This is a genomic window from Candidatus Pantoea rara, assembly GCF_051136265.1.
Taxonomy (GTDB): domain Bacteria; phylum Pseudomonadota; class Gammaproteobacteria; order Enterobacterales; family Enterobacteriaceae; genus Pantoea; species Pantoea rara.
In genome coordinates, this window is the sequence record NZ_CP194942.1 from 651922 (window position 1) to 670805 (window position 18884).

Below are 18884 nucleotides of genomic sequence, written 5' to 3' on the forward strand. Positions count from 1 at the left end.
AAGCCGGCTTGCCGGCTTTTTTTATGACTGAGATTTCTTTTTGCGCTTCCAGATCTTGCCTTCCTGACCCCGCCACAGCCGCTGAATATTATCGTGATGACGCAGCAGGATGAGACAGGAGAGCATGGAAACCGGGAAGGTGAACTGCGGTTTGAACCACCAGACATAGAATGGCGCGATTAACGCGCTGACGATAGCACCCAGCGATGAATAGCCGCTGAGTAAAACCGTTAACAGCCAGGTGCCAGTGACCAGCCCGGTTAAGTCCCAGCCAATCGGCGCAATTGCGCCAAATGCCGTTGCCACACCTTTTCCACCCCGAAAGTGGAAAAACACCGGGTAGATATGCCCCAGACAGGCGGCAATGGCAGTCAGGCCGAGATAGAGCGGCGTCACGTGCATCAGATAGGCCAGCCAGACCGGCACCATTCCCTTCAGCACATCAAACACGAGTACGGTTACTGCTGCGGCTTTACCGCCCAGACGCAGTACGTTAGTGGCACCTGGATTGCCTGAACCGTGTGTGCGGGGATCGGGCAGGCCAGCGAGTTTGCAGACCAGAATCGCACTGGAAATCGAACCGCAAAGATACGCGAAAATAATCATACCAAGCGCGAAAGCACTCATAACACCGTACCGTTCCCTTTAGGGTCGTTTTGATCTCATCAACCGTGGATAATACGCATAATCCGCCGGAAGTGGTATCCGGCTTAGCCAAAAACAGAGACTCTCATCATGGATATCGTATTTATAGAACAACTCACGGTGTTCACCACCATTGGCGTTTACGACTGGGAACAGGGCATACAGCAGAAGCTGGTGCTCGATGTCGAAATGGCCTGGGATAACCGTCAGGCGGCGAGCAGCGACGATGTGAACGATTGTCTCAGCTATGCGGACGTCTCCTCCGCGATTCTGACGCATCTTAACGGCGGCCGTTTTGCCCTGGTTGAGCGGGTTGCTGAAGAAATCGCGGATCTGTTGATGAACCGTTTCAATTCGCCTGGCGTGCGTATAAAGGTAAGCAAACCGGGCGCTGTAGCCCAGGCGGCGCAGGTTGGCGTGCGAATTGAGCGCGGGACTATTCCTAAATAAATACGATGTGATTGCCATCACAATGAAACCAAACCAAATTACTGTCTGTCATAGCGTGTGCCGTTTCGTTACAGCAGGCGAAACGGTGTAGACCTTAAGGTTTAATTCAGGCTAATAGCGGCATAATTTCAGGCGATAGCAGCGCGCTACCGCCTTTTTAATGGTTTTGAAAACGGATAGAGGGAACATTTGATGGCAGATATTCATCAGCTTTGGGTAGCTGCAATCCTGGGCATTGTGGAAGGGCTGACCGAATTCTTACCGGTCTCTTCCACAGGGCACATGATTATAGTGGGTCACCTGCTGGGCTTTGAGGGTGAAAAAGCCGAGACCTTTGAAGTTGTGATCCAGTTAGGATCGATTCTGGCTGTGGTTGTCATGTTCTGGCGCCGTCTTTTTGGCCTGATTGGTATCCACTTTGGCGAAGTTAAGCATGAAGGTGTCGGCACCGGGCGTCTGTCGCTGATCCACATCCTGCTGGGTATGGTTCCGGCAGTGGTCGTGGGTCTGGTGCTGCACGATCAGATTAAAACACTGTTTAATCCGATCAACGTGATGTACGCGCTGGTTGTGGGTGGTGTGCTGCTGCTGGTCGCTGAGTACCTCAAGCCAAAACAGCCGAAAGCCGTTGGCGTCGATGACATTACCTATCGTCAGGCATTTATGATTGGCTGTTTCCAGTGCTTAGCCCTGTGGCCGGGCTTCTCGCGTTCTGGTGCAACCATCTCAGGCGGCATGCTGATGGGTGTGAGTCGATATGCAGCCTCGGAGTTCTCCTTCATCCTGGCGGTGCCAATGATGATGGGTGCGACCGTACTGGACATGTACAAGAGCATCGGCTTCCTGACGATGGCGGACTTCCCGATGTTCGCAGTGGGCTTTGTGACGGCGTTTATTGTGGCGCTGATTGCGATTAAAGTCTTCCTTGAGCTCATCAAGCGCATCTCTTTTGTCTCGTTCGCCATTTACCGCTTTATTGTGGCGGCAGCGGTTTACATGATCTTCATGTAAACCCCGGGCAGCCTGCTAGTCAGGCTGCCTGATCGCCAACCCCTGCGCGACGGCGTCAATGCGTCGTCGCGTCATCTCTTCCCGCACTTCCGCTCCTTTGAATCCCGCTTCGACCACCGCTTTCGTCGGCACCGCCTGCGCCAGCGCAAAAGCTCGACGCAGATAGTCGCCCTGCGGATAAGGCCTGCTCTCCAGTCCGGCACGTCCGCGGGCATCCGCTTCGCTGGTCAGCGCCATCTGCTCAACGCGCTGCGGCTTACGCCACGCATCGATCCGGTCAAACAGCGCCACCAGTGATGCTGCAGATTGCCGTTCAATGGTGTGCACAATGTCGTGAAATTCAGTCACGATCAGTGCCAGATCGCGAGTCGCATTGGGCACGCGCAGCCGCTGACACAGGGCCTCGACCAGCGGAACGCCCGCCAGTCCATGACCGTGATGGCTCGGCCACAGCTCAGGCGGCGTCAGCGCCTTGCCGACGTCATGAAAGAGCGTGGCAAAGCGCACATCGATCTCGCTGGAAAGGGCAGCGGCCATCGCCAGTGTCATCAGCGTATGGACGCCGGTGTCGATCTCCGGGTGCCACTTAATCGGCGCAGGAATACCAAAAAGATTATCCAGCTCAGGAAACAGCACCTGCAATGCGCCACAGTCGCGCAGAACCTGGAAATAGACCTGCGGATTACGGGAGCTCAGCGCCTTTTCGGTCTCTTTCCACACCCGCTCAGCGGTGAGATTTGACAGCTCACCGCTTTCGGCCATCTGCTGCATCAACTGCTGCGTCTCGGGAGCAATACGGAAATTGAGATGGGCAAAACGCGCAGCAAAGCGTGCGACGCGCAATACCCGCAACGGATCTTCACTGAAGGCTTCAGAGACGTGACGCAGCAGGCGCTGGGCGATATCACGCTGACCGTTATATGGATCAACCAGCGCGCCGTTCTCATCCTGTGCGATAGCATTGATGGTCAGATCGCGGCGCTGTAAGTCCTGCTCCAGCGTCACGTCGGGCGCAGACCAGGTGACAAATCCGGTGTAGCCTTTCCCGTTTTTCCGCTCGGTCCGTGCCAGCGCATACTCTTCACGACTGACGGGATGCAGGAAAACGGGAAAATCGCGACCGACCTGTTGATAGCCCTGCTCAAGCATGGCTTTGGGTGTAGAACCTGTTACTACCCAATCTTTGTCTGTAACCGGCAGATTCAGCAGCGCATCACGCACCGCACCGCCAACAAGAAACGTCTTCACGCAAAACTCCAGAGAAAAAGAAATGACCTGCACGCCGGGCACATCCCGCGCCTGAAATCAGCCGTGCATCTCATTTTATTGTTGCACAAATTCCCCGGATTGCAGACATGCCAAAAAGGGGATCCTGCAATCCCCTGCTTAAATTCGACAGAATAGTGTCAGTTCATCCAGCGATCGCTTTTCTTACGACGCGGCAGCATGTGAGGCAGTAACAGACCCAGCAGCAGGCCGACACCCAGCACGCCGCCGCCATACATAAACCACTGCATGATGATGGTGCGCTGTTTATCATCCAGCTGAACGTTGGCGGCGCTGACTTTCTTCTGCGCGACGATCAGCTCATTTTTCAGCTTCTGATTCTCGCCTTTCAGCCCGTTGATTACGCCGTCGCTGCTGGCGACTTTGTTCTGCATCTCCGCCGTACGCTGATTCCAGCTGTTGTCGATGTTATCCAGTTTGGCCGTCAGATCTTTCACCTGCTGCTCAAGCTGCGGAACTCGTGTACGCAGGCTCGGATTCGCGCTGAGCTGCGACAGGGGGATCCAGGTGGTGCGGCCTTCCGAATCACGGATCTGGCCATAATGGGTATCATTGTTAGTCTGTAATAGCTGCACCTCTTCCCCGGCATTCAGTTTGCCGAGCAGGCGGAACTGATCGCCTGGCCCGCTGCGTACCCAGGTCGAAAGCTCATCAGAAACATAGCGTTTTTCGTCGGCATGGGCAGGTGCAAGGGTGCTAAGGGTCAGCAAAGTGAGTCCAGCGAGTGTGATTTTTTTCATTCGATTTCGTTTGGCTTAGTCTGACTTAAAATTTACCGGCACAGTCTGGAGAGGCCTCGCATAAATCTGAATGAGAACTATCCTGGTCTCATGAGAGTGCGAAAAGGTCTGCGAAAGAGTAAAGAAAGCAGAGACAGCGCGGCTTCTGTGCATTAATCTTCGCCTGATAACCCCTTGCCCTCCAGGCGACAGCGTGAGTAACCTGCTGATAATCGCCTGAAATATGCAGGAAAAACCCTCTTAAGTGCCAGCGGCGTAGTGAATAAAAAATTATGACCATCGAAATCGAACTAAAGTTCATTGCAACTCCACAGGCAGCCGGGAAACTGGCTGAACTGTTTTCCACTCTGCCGCATCAGCATCAGGCTGCACGCGAGCTGACCAACATCTACTTCGAAACCGACGATAACCAGCTGCGACGCTGGGACATGGGATTGCGTATCCGGGGCGTTGACAGGCGTTATGAAATGACGCTCAAAGCGGCGGGGAAGACGATAGGCGGCCTGCATCAGCGTCCGGAATATAACGTTGAGCTCAGCGAGCCGGTGCTGGACATTGCTCGTCTCCCCGCAGAGATCTGGCCGCAGGGCACCGATATCCCGGCGCTGCAGTCGCGCTTACAGCCGCTGTTCACCACGCATTTCCAGCGCGAAGTCTGGCTGATCACCATCGGCAACAGTGAAATAGAAGTGGCATTTGATCAGGGCGCGGTCACGGCGGGTGAGCTCAGCGAACCGCTTTGCGAGATCGAACTGGAACTGAAACGTGGCGAACGTCAGGATCTGCTGGCCTTTGCACAGCAGCTGGTGGCGATGGGCGGTCTGCGTATGGGCAGCCTGAGCAAAGCGGCTCGCGGCTATCAGCTGGCGCAGGGGAATCCGCCGCGCCAGATTGAGGCCTTCCCGTTGCTGAAAGCCGGCACTAAAGCGACCGTAGAGCAGGGCATGGTTGCTGCAATGTCGGCTGGCCTGCGTCACTGGCAATATCATGAAGAAGTCTGGCTGCGCGGTAACGCGGCGGGGCAGGATGCGGTGCGCGAAGCGCTGGATCTGCTGCGTCAGGCCTTCAGCCTGTTTGGTGCGCTGGTGCCACGCAAAGCCAGCAGTGTCCTGCGTCAGCAGTTGACCACACTGGAAGAAACGCTGGTGAATGAGGAGCAGCAAGCAGCTGATTTCTGCCTCTCTTCCCTCTCTGTTGAAACGCAACTGGCGCTGACCCACTGGCTGGCCGAATCTCAGTGGCGTCAGTGGATCGATGCCAAAGGCGAAACCAAGCTGCAGGGTTCGTTTAAGCGCTTCAGCGATATCATGCTGAGCCGCGTGAATGCCGATCTGAGAGAAACTTTTATCACGGTAAAACAGCCCAATGAGTATCAGGATAAAGCCACCCGCCTGGCGCGTCAGCTTCTGACCGTTCACTTGCTGGCGGGTTCCTATCCCGTCGAAACGGTGATGGCCTGGCTCGACCCCTGGCAGCAACTGCTGTCGGCAATCCATGAAAAGCAGACATCCGGATTAGCCTGGCTGGCGATGCAGGCGCTGAAACAACAGCCGTTCTGGCTCACCAGCGGCGCTGCCCGCTAACGGATATTCCGTCACGCCATCAAGGAGGGAGTTATGTTGTCAGCACTTCCCGCGTTGCTACGCGACCAGGCCGAAGCGGCCGCCCGACAGCTTGGGGTTCCGCTGGCTTCGCTCAGTCCGGAGCAGGTAGCCGGGCTGGCTTTCAGCGATTTTGTGCTGGAAAACCTGCAACAACATCCCGACTGGTGGCAGTCGATGCTCGACCAGCCGCCGCAGCCTGATGAGTGGCAACACTACGCTGCATGGCTGAATCAGGCGCTGGACACAGTCGACAGTGAAGCGAGCCTGATGCGCGAACTGCGGCTGTTTCGACGCCGTATGCTGGTGCGTGTCGCCTGGATGCAGGCTCTGCAACACGCGACGACCGAAGAAAGCCTGCAGCAGCTCAGCGTATTAGCTGAAGTGCTGATCAGCCGGGCACGTGACTGGGTTTATCAGGATTGCTGTCGCGATTTTGGTACGCCCTGTAATGCGGACGGCGACGCGCAGCCGCTACTGATTCTGGGGATGGGTAAGCTGGGTGGCGGCGAACTTAATTTCTCCTCTGATATAGACCTGATTTTTGCCTGGCCGGAAAACGGCACCACGCGCGGCGGACGGCGTGAGCTCGACAACGCCCAGTTCTTTACCCGTATGGGGCAGCGGCTGATCAAAGTGCTTGATCAACCCACCATGGATGGCTTTGTCTATCGGGTGGATATGCGACTGCGTCCGTTTGGCGACAGTGGCCCGCTGGTGATGAGCTTTGCCGCGCTGGAAGATTACTACCAGGAGCAGGGACGCGACTGGGAGCGTTACGCCATGGTCAAGGCGCGACTCATGGGCGATGACCACGATCGCTGGAGCCTGGAGCTGCAACAGATGCTGCGGCCATTCGTCTACCGTCGCTACATCGACTTCAGCGTGATTCAGTCGCTGCGTAACATGAAAGGGATGATCAGCCGCGAAGTGCGGCGGCGCGGGCTGAAGAACAATATTAAACTCGGCGCGGGCGGCATTCGTGAAACCGAGTTTATCGTGCAGGTGTTTCAGCTGATCCGCGGCGGGCGTGAGCGCTCGCTGCAGTTGCGATCGCTGCTGCCGACGCTGGAGGCGATCAAAACGCTGGCCCTGTTACCAGCCGATCAGGTCGATGCACTGCGAGATGCCTACCTGTTCCTGCGGCGGCTGGAAAATCTGCTGCAAAGCCTGGGTGACGAGCAAACTCAGACGCTGCCAGAGGATGAACTTCATCGTGCCCGGCTTGCGTGGGCAATGGACTGTTATGACTGGGCTGAACTGATGACCTGGCTCGACAGCCAGATGGCGGCGGTGCGGGCCATTTTTGACGAGCTGATTGGCGAAGATACCCCTGAAATTGGCGATCAGCGTGAGCTGGCAGATTTTCAGGTGCTGTGGCAGGACCGGCTGGAAGATAGCGAACTGGCGCCGCTGGTACCGCAGCTCAGTGACGATCAGCGACTGACATTGCATCAGTCACTGGAAGCGTTTCGTCAGGATATTAACCGACGCACTATCGGTCCACGTGGCCGTCAGGCACTGGATCAGCTGATGCCGCGTCTGCTGAGTGAAGTCTGCCCGCGTGAAGATGCGGCCGTGACGCTTAGTCGCCTGACACCGCTGCTGATCGGCGTGCTGACACGCAGTACCTATCTTGAGTTGCTGACCGAGTATCACGGTGCCCTGCGTCATCTGATTCGTCTGTGTGCGGCCTCACCGATGGTGGCCAGCCAGCTGGCGCGTCACCCCTTATTGCTTGATGAACTACTCGACCCCGCCACGCTCTATCAGCCGACTGCCACTGACGCCTATCGTGATGAGCTGCGACAGTATCTGCTGCGCATCCCCACTGAAGATGAAGAGCAGCAGCTGGAAGCGGTACGGCAGTTTAAGCAGGCCCAGCATCTGCGCATTGCTGCTGCTGATATCGCTGGCACGCTGCCTGTGATGAAAGTCAGCGACCATCTCACCTGGCTGGCGGAAGCGATTATCGAATCAGTGGTCCGTCAGGCGTGGAATATGATGGTGCAACGTTATGGTCGTCCTTCTCACCTGAGTAATGAACATGAGCGTGGCTTTGCGGTGCTGGGCTACGGCAAGCTGGGGGGCTGGGAGCTGGGTTACAGTTCCGACCTCGATTTAGTCTTCCTGCATGACTGTCCGGCTGACGCGGTGACAGAAGGGGAGCGCAGCATTGATGGCCGTCAGTTCTATCTGCGCCTGGCCCAGCGGATCATGCATCTCTTCAGTACCCGTACCTCTTCCGGCATTCTTTATGAAGTCGACGCGCGGCTGCGTCCTTCGGGTGCGGCGGGCATGCTGGTCAGTACGTTTGAGGCCTTTGAAGAGTATCAGCGCAGTGAGGCCTGGACCTGGGAGCATCAGGCGCTGGTCCGGGCGCGGGTGGTGTTTGGCGAGGCGGCGCTTGGCGAGCGTTTCAACGTGATCCGTCAGGCCATTCTGTCGCTGTCACGTGCCGCAGACGCGCTGCAAACTGAAGTGCGTGAGATGCGTGAAAAGATGCGTGCTCACCTCAGCAACAAACATAAAGGGCGCTGGGATATCAAAGCCGATGCGGGCGGCATCACCGATATTGAATTCATCGCACAATATCTTGTCTTACGCTACGCCGCTGAACAGCCCGAACTGACGCGCTGGTCTGACAATGTGCGTATTTTTGAGCTGATGGCGAAGTACCATAAAATGCCTGCTGATGAAGCGCAGGCACTGACGCAGGCATATGTGACGCTGCGCGACGCATTGCACCATCGCGCCTTGCAGGAGCTGCCTGGTCACGTTGAACCCGAGGCTTACGCAACGGAGCGGCAGACGGTTCTGAACAGCTGGCAGCGCTGGCTGATAACGCCTGCGTCTATCCTGGCGTGATGCTGATAGCACAAATCGCAACTGTGCTATCATCCGCGCACTATTTTTAATGCAGTCTGGAGTGTCTGGAATGAAAGTGACTCTGCCCGCGTTCGGCCAAGCCTCAGTGCTGGTTGTTGGCGATGTAATGTTGGATCGTTACTGGTATGGCCCAACCAGCCGTATCTCCCCTGAAGCCCCGGTTCCGGTGGTGAAAGTGGACACGGTTGAAGAGCGCCCTGGCGGCGCAGCAAACGTGGCGATGAACATTGCAGCACTCGGTGCCGCGTCCCGCCTGATCGGTCTGACCGGTGAAGATGATGCGGCGCGCGTGTTGAGTAACACGCTGAAAGACGTCAACGTTCATTGTGATTTTGTGGCAGTCAAAAGCCATCCAACCATTACCAAACTGCGCGTGCTTTCACGCAATCAGCAACTGATCCGTCTCGATTTTGAAGAGGGCTTTGATCAGGTTGATCCGGAGCCGATTCACCAGAAAATGCGTGATTCGCTGGCCGCAGCGGGTGCGCTGGTGCTGTCCGACTATGCCAAAGGCGCGCTCTCCAGCGTCCAGACCATGATTACTCTGGCGCGCGAAGCAGGTGTGCCGGTATTAATCGATCCGAAGGGCACCGATTTTACGCGCTACCGGGGCGCGACGCTGCTGACGCCGAATCTCTCAGAGTTTGAAGCCGTAGTCGGCAAATGCAAAAACGAAGACGAGATCGTGGCGCGCGGCACGCAGCTGATCGCTGATTTTGATCTCTCTGCATTGCTGGTGACCCGTTCAGAAAATGGCATGACGCTGCTTCAGCCGGGCAAAGCGCCTCTGCATCTGCCGACTCAGGCGCAGGAAGTCTATGACGTGACCGGTGCAGGCGATACGGTGATCGGCGTGCTGGCTGCCGCTCTGGCTGCTGGCGACTCGCTGGAAGAAGCCTGTTTCCTGGCTAATGCGGCGGCGGGTGTCGTGGTGGGTAAACTGGGTACCTCGACCGTCAGCACCGTTGAGCTGGAAAATGCGATTCATGCCCGCCCGGAACAGGGTTTTGGCATCATGACGGAAGCGCAGTTAAAAGCCGCCGTTGAGATGGCCCGCCGTCGTGGCGAAAAAGTGGTGATGACCAACGGCGTCTTCGACATCCTGCATGCGGGTCATGTCTCTTACCTGGCAAACGCCCGCAAGCTCGGCGATCGACTGATTGTCGCGGTAAACAGCGATGCGTCGACTAAACGTCTGAAAGGTGAAAGTCGTCCGGTGAATCCGCAGGAAAACCGGATGATCGTGCTGGGCGCGCTGGAAGCGGTCGACTGGGTGGTGGTATTTGAAGAGGATACGCCGCAGCGGCTGATTGCGGGCATTCTGCCTGACCTGCTGGTCAAAGGTGGCGATTATAAGCCGGAAGATATCGCGGGCAGTAAAGAAGTCTGGGCAAATGGCGGTGACGTGCAGGTGCTGAACTTCGAAGATGGTATCTCTACCACCAACATTATCAAAACCATTCGCGGTAGCTGAAGCTGAGGTAAGCGGGAGCCGCGCTCCCGCTTAAGCGCTTATTCTGGCTTGTTGTCTACAACAGGTTTCACCACGTCCGCAACCGATGCCGGTGAAGCCGCTGGTGAACTCGCGACTGCAGAAGAGGGTGTAGCTGCTGCAACAGGAGTGGCTGGTGCAGTGGCAGTCGGTGGCGTACCGGTTGATGAACCCTGGCTTTCCAGCTGGGCCAGACGTTGCTCCAGCGCCGCCAGTTTCTCCCGCGTACGCAGTAGTACCTGCGTCTGCACATCAAACTCTTCACGGTTGACCAGATCCATACGGGTCAGCTGCGCCTGAAGAACCTGACGAATTTTCTTTTCGACATCATCACCAAACTCACGAACACCTTTAGGCATCGCTTCGTGAACCTGACGGGCAAGTTGTTCAATTTTTTTCGTGTCGATCATGATGATTTCCTGGTTACGGGGAGCTGTGTCAGCGTGTTTACCAACGTAATAAGTGTTAAGTGTAATGCCAGAAATGAAAAGGATAAACCTCAAATCGGTAACGCAGGAAATGCAAAAGCAATTGCGCTATTGATGATTGCCGCCTCAAACGATCAGCGTTATAGTTGAAAGGCTTATTCTCAGGGCGGGGCGCAATTCCCCACCGGCGGTAAATCAGCCTCGGCTGAAAGCCCGCGAGCGCTTTATCTTGATGAAAAGAGAGGTAAAGGTCAGCAGATCCGGTGTAATTCCGGGGCCGACGGTTACAGTCCGGATGGGAGAGGGTAACGACATCTGTCGGACAATTGTGTCTGCTTCACGTTATTGCCACGTCTTTTTGACGTCACTCCTAAGCACGCCCTGATTCTGGTAACCCATACATTTTAAGGTTTTTATTACCATGAATCAGACGCTACTTTCTGAATTTGGCACGCCTGAACAGCGTGTAGAACGTGCTATCGCCGCCCTGCGTGAGGGACGCGGTGTGATGGTACTCGACGATGAAAATCGCGAAAACGAAGGCGATATGATCTTCGCCGCAGAAACCATGACCGTTGAACAGATGGCGCTGACTATTCGTCACGGCAGCGGCATTGTCTGCCTCTGCCTGACCGAAGCGCGTCGCCAGCAGCTCGACCTGCCCATGATGGTGGAAAACAACACCAGCTCCTTTGGTACCGGCTTTACCGTGACTATTGAGGCCGCAGAAGGCGTCACCACGGGCGTTTCCGCGCAGGACCGTATCACCACTATCCGTACTGCCATTGCCGACAATGCTAAACCTGCCGACCTGCATCGCCCTGGCCATGTTTTTCCGTTGCGTGCCAGCGAAGGCGGCGTGTTAACACGTGGCGGACATACTGAAGCGACCATCGATTTAGTGACACTGGCTGGTTTTAAGCCTGCCGGTGTCCTGTGCGAACTGACCAATGACGACGGCACTATGGCCCATGCGCCAGAAGCGATTACCTTCGCTCGTCAGCACAACATGCCGGTAGTGACCATTGAAGATTTGATTGCCTGGCGTCGCGCGCACGAGACGCGCCACGCCAGCTAATTTGTCAGATGATAAACAGGCTCTTTTCAGGGCCTGTTTTTCTTCGCCCCGCACCGTAATGGCACAACCTGAACTCTGGCTTCCACTCATCCCTGAACACCCATTAAATCTGCCACGTTAAATTTCATTCAAATTTTCTGATGATCTCCATCACGCTTATCAGCGTGATAAAGCGGCGAATACGCGTATCGTAGTGGCTATCAAATAATCGATCCCGGGGATCACGAATGAGCCAGTTACGAATGCCAGCGCTGTTTTTAGGTCATGGCAGCCCGATGAATGCCCTTGAAGAGAACCGCTATACCGCTGCGTGGCGTCACGCGGGCGACACTCTGCCACGTCCACGCGCAATTATTGCGGTTTCGGCGCACTGGTATACGCGTGGCACCGCCGTAACAGCAATGGCAGAACCAAAAACCATTCATGATTTTGGCGGCTTTCCGCAGGCGCTGTTTGATACGCGCTATCCGGCTCCGGGATCGCCGGAACTGGCGCAGCAGCTTGTGGAGCAGTTAGCACCCGTCGAAGTCAGGCTGGATTATGATTGGGGACTGGATCATGGTTCCTGGGGCGTCCTGATTAAGATGTATCCGGATGCCGATATTCCGGTAGTGCAGCTAAGTATTGATGGCACCAAACCTGCGGAATGGCACTTTGAGATGGGCCAGAAACTGGCTGCGCTGCGCGATCAGGGTGTGATGATTGTCGCCAGCGGCAACGTGGTCCATAACCTGCGTAAAGTACGCTGGGATGGCAACAGCGATGTTTATCCCTGGGCCAGCAGTTTTGAACAGTTCGTCCGCGATAACCTGGCGGTGCAGAGCGATGCCGCTTCTCATCCTCTGGTTAACTTTATGGACCATCCAGGTGCAGCGCTCTCTAACCCGACACCTGAACACTATCTGCCGCTGCTCTATGTGCTTGGCGCACGTCAGCCAGACGAGGCAATCAGTATTCCGATTGACGGCATGGAGATGGGTGCCATCAGCATGTTGTCGGTACAGGTTGGTTAGAGCGAGGCTGAGAGAATACAGGCCAGAAGCTGGCCTGTATTCTCACGATGCATTAGCCGATAAAAGCGTGCGGATAAAAACGGGAGAGATCCTGAGTGATCAAATCGCGATCTTCACGCAGGCCAATGCCGGCGGGTTGATCGTCAATCAGCCAGCTGCCGATCAGCGTATAGCTGTCGCCAAATTTAGGCAGCGGATGGAACTGCTGGACGATCATTCCCTCTTCACCGTACGGCCCATCAACACGGGCAATCTCCTGACCATTTTCTACGATCCGGATGTTGGCTCCTTCACGTGAAAACAGCGGCTTCACCACATATTTGTCCAGATGCGGAACGTCATCTTCGGCGAACCAGGCAGGCAGCAGGTTAGGGTGATTCGGGAACATTTCCCACAGCAGTGGCAGCAAGGCTTTATTGGAGATAATGCTTTTCCATGCCGGTTCAAGCCAGCGTACGCCAGCATCACCCAGTTTGGTAGAGAACATCTCACGTAGCATAAACTCCCATGGATAGAGCTTGAACAGGTTGCTAATCACCTGATCCTGAGCGTCGGTAAATTCCCCTTTTTCGCCCAGACCAATCTCATCCATATAAAGGAATTCACTCGGAAGACCCGCTTCGGTGGCGCAATCCTGAAGATATTGTACGGTGCCACGATCTTCGTCGGTGTCACGGCAGCAGGCAAAGTGCAGCCAGTTAAAGCCATGCTGTTGATGTAGCGCGGCAAAGCGTTCAATCAGCTTTTCCTGCAGGCTATTAAACTGATCGCTGCCAGCAGGGAGTTGACCAGCGTTGAGCTGATCTTCCAGCCACAGCCACTGGAAAAACGCTGCTTCATACAGCGAGGTCGGCGTATCGGCATTGTTCTCCAGCAGCTTCACATCGCCTTTGCCATCCCAGGCGAGATCGAGACGTGAGTAAAGCGACGGCTGACGCTGATGCCATGAATCGCGCACGAAATCCCAGGTGTGTTTAGGAATACGGAATTTAGTCAGCAGCGCTTCGCTGTTAACCACTTTTTCCACCACCTGCAGGCACATCTGATGCAACTCTGCGGTCACATCTTCCAGATGCTCGATTTGCGCCAGCGTGAACTGGTAATAAGCATCTTCACACCAGTAGGGTTCCCCATGCATGGTGTGAAAACGAAAACCGAACTCGGTGGCTTTTTCGCGCCAGCCTGGGCGTTCTGAAATGGCAATGCGTTCCATTGGGGCGTTAGCCTCCCATTGAGCGGCTGGATGTGCCGCTGGCGCTGCTACGCTGCATGCTGTTCTGTTTCGCGACGGTTTCACCAAAGCCACCACGGGTAATGGTTGAGGTGGTCGCTGGTTTTGGTGCCATCGCCGTTTTAGGCACGGTCATGGTTTTGCCGGAGGTGGCAGCACCATAGTTACGGCCGGATGCATCAACAAACTGGCCGTTGGCCGGGCTGCGGGCGTTTTTCGGTGAGAATAGCGGTTGCTGCGCAAAGCCTGAACCACCGCCCATCATGCGGCCCATCATATAACCGGCCATCAGTGGCATCCAGAAGCTGCCGCCACTCTGCTGCGATTCGGCATTGGTGTTGCCCACGCCCGCCTGAGCCGGTGTCTGCTGACACTGGTTTTCGCCAAATTCAGCAACACAATCTTCACGGGTGGCATATTTTGGCGCGGTGCGCTCTGCCTCTTTTTTGGCGTCATTGAATGCGGTAGTACATTGTGCACTCTGACCCGGATTGGCTTTCGAACAGTCATCCGCGTTCTGGTACATCGAAACAGTTTCATCGTTCTGCTCGCAGCCAGCCAGCATAAATACTGCCGATACGGCGATAGCAACGGGCGTTAAATGGCGTGCCTGCCAGCTCTTGCGAAAAGCGGCATAGCGAATAGATTTTGTGCGTTTCATTATGATTATCCTGTGCCCAAAGGTAGCGCATAGAATAGGGGATGGGGGGGTAAAATTGAAGCTGGAGGCCTGATACAACAGGGATCTTTACTTAGTTATACGTTCAACAGAGAGACGGGCCGCAAAGCAGCCCGTCCGCTGATTAATTACCGAAAGGATTAGCACTGCTGTGGCGAGCTGCAGGACGCGCTGCCTCAGAAGAGCCGGTTGCCGCCGGGCCGCTATCCACACGCGCAGTCTGCTGTGCGTTTTCTGGTGCCACCGTTTCCGGTGAAGTCGGGATCTCTTTACCCAGCTGGCTGTTCAGTTTCTGCAGGCTCTGCTCATTGAGCGTACCCAGCGCATAGCTGATATTCAGCTGATTAATCAGGTAACTGTAGCGCGCATCAGAGAGTTGCTGCTTAGCATTGTAGAGCACGGTCGTCGCATCCAGCACATCGACGATGGTACGCGTACCGACCTGATAGCCCGCTTCTGACGCGTCCAGAGAACTTTGCGCAGAGACCACAGCCTGTTTGTAGGCGTTGATACTGCTGATAGACGCATTCACGTTGTTAAACGATGAGCGTACCGTCTGAACTGCAGAGCGGTGTGCGCTTTCCAGCGATTCACTGGCGCTGACGAAGCTATACTGCGCCTGTTTCACCTGAGAGGTGACGCTGCCGCCGCTATAGAGTGGCAGTGAGAAGCTGAGGCCAACCTGGTTAGAACCGGTAATGGAGTCAGTAGAACCCTGGCTCTGGTTCGCACGGCTGCCGCCATATTTGCTGTTTGACAGGCCGGTCGAGGCAGTCAGACCCAGCGTCGGCATATGACCAGTTTCAGCGGAGCGGATCTGCTCGCGGGCTAAATCCTGGTTCAGACGCGCAGAGAGCAGTGACAGGTTACGGGCTTCCGCCTGCTTGAGCAGGGCGCTCACCGCGTCAGGCTTATCAGTTCTGAAACGATCGATGCTCAGTGAAGCCAGCGACATGTAGTCCATGCCAGTGATCTGACGCAGCGTTTCAACATTGTTATCAAGATTGTTACGCGCGGTCACTTCGTTAGCCAGCACGCTGTCATATTGCGCCCGGGCGTTCTGAACGTCAGTAATGGCAACCAGGCCTACGTTAAAGCGCTGAGTCGTCTGGTCCAGTTCGCGGTAGATCGACTGTTTCTGCGCTTCGGTGTAAGAAAGCGTATCAATCGCTTTCAGCACGTTGAAGTAGGCGGTCGCGGTGTTCAGAATCAAATCCTGCTGCGCTACCTGATAGGTCACATCCTGGATACCGGCGGCTTTTTCCTGAAGGGTCAGCGCGCGCCATTTCGACATGTCGAAAATAGTCTGGGTTAATTGCAGCGAGCCGCTGGTCGTGTTGGAATGGAGACCGCTGCTGTCACGATAGCCGTTGGTGTAGGTATAGTCTGCACCCAGACCGAGCTGGGGTAATAATGGGCTACGCGCTTCATTAATTTTCTCAAAAGCAGAATCGCGATCGGCAGCGGCGCTGCGCAGATCCGGGTTGCTCAGACGTGCTTGTTGGTAAACCTGAAGCAGGTCTTCGGCCTGGCTGGCGAAGCTGAAACCGCCCAGGCTCAGCCCAATAAAAAATGGGAGCAGTTTTTTCATTTGCATTCCTTTTGTTGCAGCAAATTGCAGTGGGGTGCGCTGCCGGGTAAGCCAAAAAATTATCGCCGATTCTAGCAGAGGGCAACTGTGAGATAAGTTGGCTGAACGTGCCTTCTCCCCCTAATTTACGTAAATAATTCAGAAAGAACTACTTACATGGAGCACGGTTACAGGCTTTTTTCGCTCCACGCCAATCTGCACAAGGAACCTGATGATGCCGGAAGAAAAAAAATCCCCTGTGACTTTCACAAAAAACGATGTAGAAATTATTACACGCGAAACCGTCTATGATGGTTTTTTTTCCGTCGAACGTTACCGCTTCCGCCACCGCCAGTTTAATGGCGAAATGAGTGGAGAAGTGCAGCGCGAAGTTTTTGAGCGCGGACATGCCGCCGTGCTGCTACCTTATGATCCCTTACGCGATGAAGTGGTGCTGATTGAACAGATCCGCATCCCGGCTTATGACAGCAGTGCTTCACCCTGGCTGCTGGAGATGGTCGCCGGCATTATCGAGCCAGGTGAAACAGTCGAACAGGTTGTGCGCCGCGAAGCCGTTGAAGAAGCAGGATTAGAAGTCGGCCGCGTTAAGCCTATGCTTAGCTATCTGGCCAGCCCTGGTGGCACCAGCGAACGTCTGTCGGTGCTGATTGGGGAAGTGGATGCCAGCCAGGCAGAGGGATGCCATGGTCTGGAGGAAGAGAATGAGGATATTCTTGTCCATGTCGTGAGCCGCGAACAGGCTTACCGCTGGGTGGAAGAGGGGATAATCGATAATGCGGCGTCTGTCATCGCCCTGCAATGGCTGGCGTTGCACCATGAAAAACTACGCGAAGAGTGGATACAAAAATGAAACAGCGCTATACCCCTGACTTTCCCGAAATGATGCGGCTCTGCGAAACCAATTTCGCCCAGTTACGCCGCCTGCTGCCGCGTAACGATGAGGCGGGAGAATCGGTGATCTATCAGGTGAGTGGCGCCCGTTATCAGCTGACGATCCAGGAGTCGACACGCTACACCACGCTGGTGGAGATTCGCCAGGTCGCGCCTGCCGTGAGTTACTGGAGTCTGCCCTCGATGTCGGTCAGGCTCTATCACGATGCGATGGTCGCTGAAGTGTGTTCAACTCAACAGATCTATCGTTTCAAAGCGCGCTATGATTATCCTAATAAAAAATTGCATCAGCGCGATGAAAAACATCAGATAAACCAGTTCCTCGCAGACTGGCTGCGCTACTGCCTGGCACATGGCGCGATGGCAGTTCCGGTCTGCTGATGCGTATAATGCAGTAAATGGCGTGGAGACGAAGGAAACGCTTTGGATAGCCTGCTAACTCTTCCTGCAGCGAACGGTTCCGAAATCAGGATTTTGCAAATCACGGATACCCACCTGTTCGCGGGAAAACATGAATCGTTGCTTGGGGTGAATACCTGGTCGAGCTATAAAGCGGTGCTGGACGCGATTATTGCGCAACATCGCGACTACGACCTGATCATCGCCACCGGCGATCTCGCCCAGGATCACTCTATCGAAGCCTATCAGCATTTCGCTGAGGGTATCTCACGTTTGCCACGGCCCTGCGTCTGGCTGCCTGGTAATCACGATTTTCAGCCCGCGATGGTCGACACGCTGGCCGCATCCCACATCAATGCCCACAAGCAGGTGCTGGTGGGCGAGCAGTGGCAGATTGTGTTGCTCGACAGTCAGGTCTACGGTGTTCCGCATGGGATGCTGAGCGACTATCAACTGGATTGGCTCGACAATGCCCTGGCGCGCTTTCCGCAACGGCATACGCTGGTTATGCTGCATCACCATCCGCTGGCCTCTGGCTGTACCTGGCTTGATCAGCACAGCCTGCGCAATTCCCATCAGCTTGATGCCGTGCTGCAGCGCTACCCGTTAGCCCGGACGCTGGTCTGTGGTCATATTCACCAGGAGCTGGATATGGAGTGGCATGGTCGCCGGGTACTGGCCACGCCGTCAACCTGTGTCCAGTTCAAACCGCACTGTACCAGCTTTGCGATCGACACCGTAGCCCCCGGCTGGCGCTGGTTTACCCTGCATCCGGACGGCGGGCTTGAGACCGAAGTGAACCGGCTCGACACCGATGCTTTTCGTCCTGACTTAGACTCAGAAGGATACTGACGCGTGGCGGCATTGCTCTATCTGCACGGTTTTAACAGCTCGCCGCAGTCGGCCAAGGCGACTCAGTTCCGGCAATGGTTAGAGACGCAGCATCCTGAGATCGAAATGATCGTGCCACAGCTGCCGACCTTTCCGGCCGATGCTGCCGCCCTGCTGGAAGATCTGGTGTTGAGCCGGAGCGGCGAAACGTTGGGGCTGGTGGGCTCTTCGCTGGGCGGTTATTACGCCACCTGGCTGTCACAATGTTTTATGCTGCCAGCCGTCGTCGTCAACCCTGCGGTACGGCCTTTTGAGCTGCTGGCAGATTTCCTGGGCGAAAATCAGAATCCCTACACGGGCCAGCAATATGTGTTAGAGTCACGCCACATTTACGATCTCAAAGTAATGCAGATTGAACCGCTGGAAGCGCCCGATTTACTCTGGCTGCTGCAACAGACTGGCGATGAAGTTCTCGATTACCGACAGGCGCTCGACTATTACAGCGCGTGCCGTCACACGGTAGAAGAGGGCGGCAATCATGCATTTACTGGATTCGAGCGCCATTTCCCGCAGATTCTGAACTTTCTCGGTCTGAATCATTCCTGAGTAATGCGGAAATCGCACCCCA

Annotated in this window: 18 protein-coding genes and 1 riboswitch; of the genes, 11 read left to right on the forward strand and 7 right to left on the reverse strand. The window is 55.4% G+C overall.

Going from position 1 to position 18884, the window contains the following annotated elements; translation table 11 throughout:
* Nucleotides 1-21: 21 nt before the first annotated feature.
* A complete protein-coding gene (gene plsY, locus ACR8BF_RS03235) occupies nt 22-627 on the reverse strand; it encodes a glycerol-3-phosphate 1-O-acyltransferase PlsY (RefSeq protein ID WP_179898590.1) in 606 nt (201 codons plus the stop codon).
* 108 nt (nt 628-735) lie between these two features.
* Here plsY and folB point away from each other — a divergent pair, with 108 nt between their 5' ends.
* Together folB and bacA are read left to right on the forward strand one after the other, a co-directional pair.
* Nucleotides 736-1095 (forward strand): bifunctional dihydroneopterin aldolase/7,8-dihydroneopterin epimerase, encoded by a 360-nt coding sequence (gene folB / locus ACR8BF_RS03240; RefSeq protein WP_314985511.1) that lies wholly within the window; start codon nt 736-738, stop codon nt 1093-1095.
* Nucleotides 1096-1287: 192 nt separating this feature from the next.
* The gene (bacA, locus tag ACR8BF_RS03245) at nt 1288-2106 is read left to right on the forward strand and encodes an undecaprenyl-diphosphate phosphatase (RefSeq protein WP_179898588.1); all 819 of its coding nucleotides are present in this window, start codon (nt 1288-1290) and stop codon (nt 2104-2106) included.
* A 15-nt stretch (nt 2107-2121) separates the two neighbouring features.
* Here the strand turns inward: bacA and ACR8BF_RS03250 are convergent, their stop codons facing one another.
* A complete protein-coding gene (locus ACR8BF_RS03250) occupies nt 2122-3354 on the reverse strand; it encodes a multifunctional CCA addition/repair protein (protein ID WP_292987882.1) in 1233 nt (410 codons plus the stop codon).
* Between the two features lie 158 nt (nt 3355-3512).
* Entirely contained in the window at nt 3513-4133 is a 621-nt protein-coding gene (locus ACR8BF_RS03255; protein ID WP_292987880.1) for a TIGR04211 family SH3 domain-containing protein, read from the reverse strand.
* Nucleotides 4134-4405: 272 nt separating this feature from the next.
* Here ACR8BF_RS03255 and ACR8BF_RS03260 point away from each other — a divergent pair, with 272 nt between their 5' ends.
* From ACR8BF_RS03260 to hldE, 3 genes are all read left to right on the forward strand, one after another.
* On the forward strand, nt 4406-5716 hold the full coding sequence (locus tag ACR8BF_RS03260) for an inorganic triphosphatase (RefSeq protein WP_434745541.1): 1311 nt from the start codon (nt 4406-4408) through the stop codon (nt 5714-5716).
* Nucleotides 5717-5749: 33 nt separating this feature from the next.
* Entirely contained in the window at nt 5750-8602 is a 2853-nt protein-coding gene (gene glnE, locus ACR8BF_RS03265) for a bifunctional [glutamate--ammonia ligase]-adenylyl-L-tyrosine phosphorylase/[glutamate--ammonia-ligase] adenylyltransferase (RefSeq protein ID WP_434745542.1), read from the forward strand.
* A 70-nt stretch (nt 8603-8672) separates the two neighbouring features.
* On the forward strand, nt 8673-10097 hold the full coding sequence (gene hldE, locus ACR8BF_RS03270; protein WP_179898583.1) for a bifunctional D-glycero-beta-D-manno-heptose-7-phosphate kinase/D-glycero-beta-D-manno-heptose 1-phosphate adenylyltransferase HldE: 1425 nt from the start codon (nt 8673-8675) through the stop codon (nt 10095-10097).
* A 38-nt stretch (nt 10098-10135) separates the two neighbouring features.
* On the opposite strand, the gene ubiK is transcribed toward hldE, so the two are convergent.
* Nucleotides 10136-10525, reverse strand: a complete 390-nt coding sequence (gene ubiK / locus ACR8BF_RS03275; protein ID WP_313700088.1) for a ubiquinone biosynthesis accessory factor UbiK — start codon at nt 10523-10525, stop codon at nt 10136-10138.
* Between the two features lie 171 nt (nt 10526-10696).
* A riboswitch (FMN riboswitch) is annotated at nt 10697-10854 on the forward strand.
* Between the two features lie 110 nt (nt 10855-10964).
* On the opposite strand from ubiK, the gene ribB reads away from it, so the two are divergent.
* Nucleotides 10965-11621, forward strand: coding sequence for a 3,4-dihydroxy-2-butanone-4-phosphate synthase (gene ribB / locus ACR8BF_RS03280; protein ID WP_292987872.1), 657 nt, complete (start codon nt 10965-10967; stop codon nt 11619-11621).
* A gap of 227 nt (nt 11622-11848) precedes the next feature.
* The gene (gene ygiD, locus ACR8BF_RS03285; protein WP_434745543.1) at nt 11849-12634 is read left to right on the forward strand and encodes a 4,5-DOPA dioxygenase extradiol; all 786 of its coding nucleotides are present in this window, start codon (nt 11849-11851) and stop codon (nt 12632-12634) included.
* A 52-nt stretch (nt 12635-12686) separates the two neighbouring features.
* Here the strand turns inward: ygiD and ACR8BF_RS03290 are convergent, their stop codons facing one another.
* The 3 genes from ACR8BF_RS03290 to tolC all read right to left on the reverse strand — a co-directional run bounded on the left by ACR8BF_RS03290 (nt 12687) and on the right by tolC (nt 16135).
* The gene (locus ACR8BF_RS03290) at nt 12687-13847 is read right to left on the reverse strand and encodes a glutathionylspermidine synthase family protein (protein WP_179898579.1); all 1161 of its coding nucleotides are present in this window, start codon (nt 13845-13847) and stop codon (nt 12687-12689) included.
* Between the two features lie 7 nt (nt 13848-13854).
* Nucleotides 13855-14526 (reverse strand): DUF1190 family protein, encoded by a 672-nt coding sequence (locus ACR8BF_RS03295; RefSeq protein ID WP_179898578.1) that lies wholly within the window; start codon nt 14524-14526, stop codon nt 13855-13857.
* Between the two features lie 142 nt (nt 14527-14668).
* Nucleotides 14669-16135 carry an outer membrane channel protein TolC gene (tolC, locus tag ACR8BF_RS03300; RefSeq protein ID WP_179898577.1) on the reverse strand — a complete coding sequence of 489 codons (1467 nt, stop codon included), beginning with the start codon at nt 16133-16135 and terminating at the stop codon, nt 14669-14671.
* 214 nt (nt 16136-16349) lie between these two features.
* On the opposite strand from tolC, the gene nudF reads away from it, so the two are divergent.
* From nudF to yqiA, 4 genes are read left to right on the forward strand one after another with little or no spacing between them, the layout of a single operon-like run.
* Nucleotides 16350-16985, forward strand: a complete 636-nt coding sequence (nudF, locus tag ACR8BF_RS03305) for an ADP-ribose diphosphatase (RefSeq protein ID WP_179898695.1) — start codon at nt 16350-16352, stop codon at nt 16983-16985.
* Nucleotides 16982-17407: a DUF1249 family protein gene (locus tag ACR8BF_RS03310; RefSeq protein ID WP_008925735.1), complete on the forward strand. Its 426-nt coding sequence runs from the start codon at nt 16982-16984 to the stop codon at nt 17405-17407. Before nudF ends, ACR8BF_RS03310 begins: the two co-directional genes overlap by 4 nt.
* A gap of 42 nt (nt 17408-17449) precedes the next feature.
* Nucleotides 17450-18277, forward strand: a complete 828-nt coding sequence (gene cpdA, locus ACR8BF_RS03315; protein ID WP_179898576.1) for a 3',5'-cyclic-AMP phosphodiesterase — start codon at nt 17450-17452, stop codon at nt 18275-18277.
* Between the two features lie 3 nt (nt 18278-18280).
* Nucleotides 18281-18862: an esterase YqiA gene (gene yqiA / locus ACR8BF_RS03320; RefSeq protein WP_313700079.1), complete on the forward strand. Its 582-nt coding sequence runs from the start codon at nt 18281-18283 to the stop codon at nt 18860-18862.
* Nucleotides 18863-18884 lie beyond the last annotated feature (22 nt).